The sequence below is a fragment of the Mesorhizobium sp. M4B.F.Ca.ET.143.01.1.1 genome (genome assembly GCF_004792275.1).
Classification (GTDB): domain Bacteria; phylum Pseudomonadota; class Alphaproteobacteria; order Rhizobiales; family Rhizobiaceae; genus Mesorhizobium; species Mesorhizobium abyssinicae.
On the sequence record NZ_SRSR01000268.1, the window covers coordinates 1 to 310 of the forward strand.

The window sequence follows — 310 nt, forward strand, 5'->3', positions numbered from 1 at the left end:
ACTGGAAGGAGCTGCAAGACACCGCCAGGCTGGTCATGGACAAGGAGCGGGCTGCCGGCAACAAGGACATCTGGGGCTTCGTCTTCCAGGGTAATGCCTATGAGGGGCTGACCTGCAACGCGCTCGAATGGGTGATGTCGAATGGCGGCGGCGGGATCATCGAGCCGGACGGCGGCATCTCCATCAACAACCCCAAAGCCGCTGCCACGCTCGAGATGGTCAAGAGCTGGATCGGCACGATCGCGCCGCCGGGCGTGCTTGCCTATCAGGAGGAGGAATCGCGCGGCGTCTGGCAGACCGGCAACGCGGT

1 pseudogene is annotated in these 310 nt (G+C 64.2%); it reads left to right on the top strand.

The features are described 5' to 3' along the window. Positions 1-310, top strand: a pseudogene (locus tag EN786_RS36935) (ABC transporter substrate-binding protein); the annotation flags it as partial.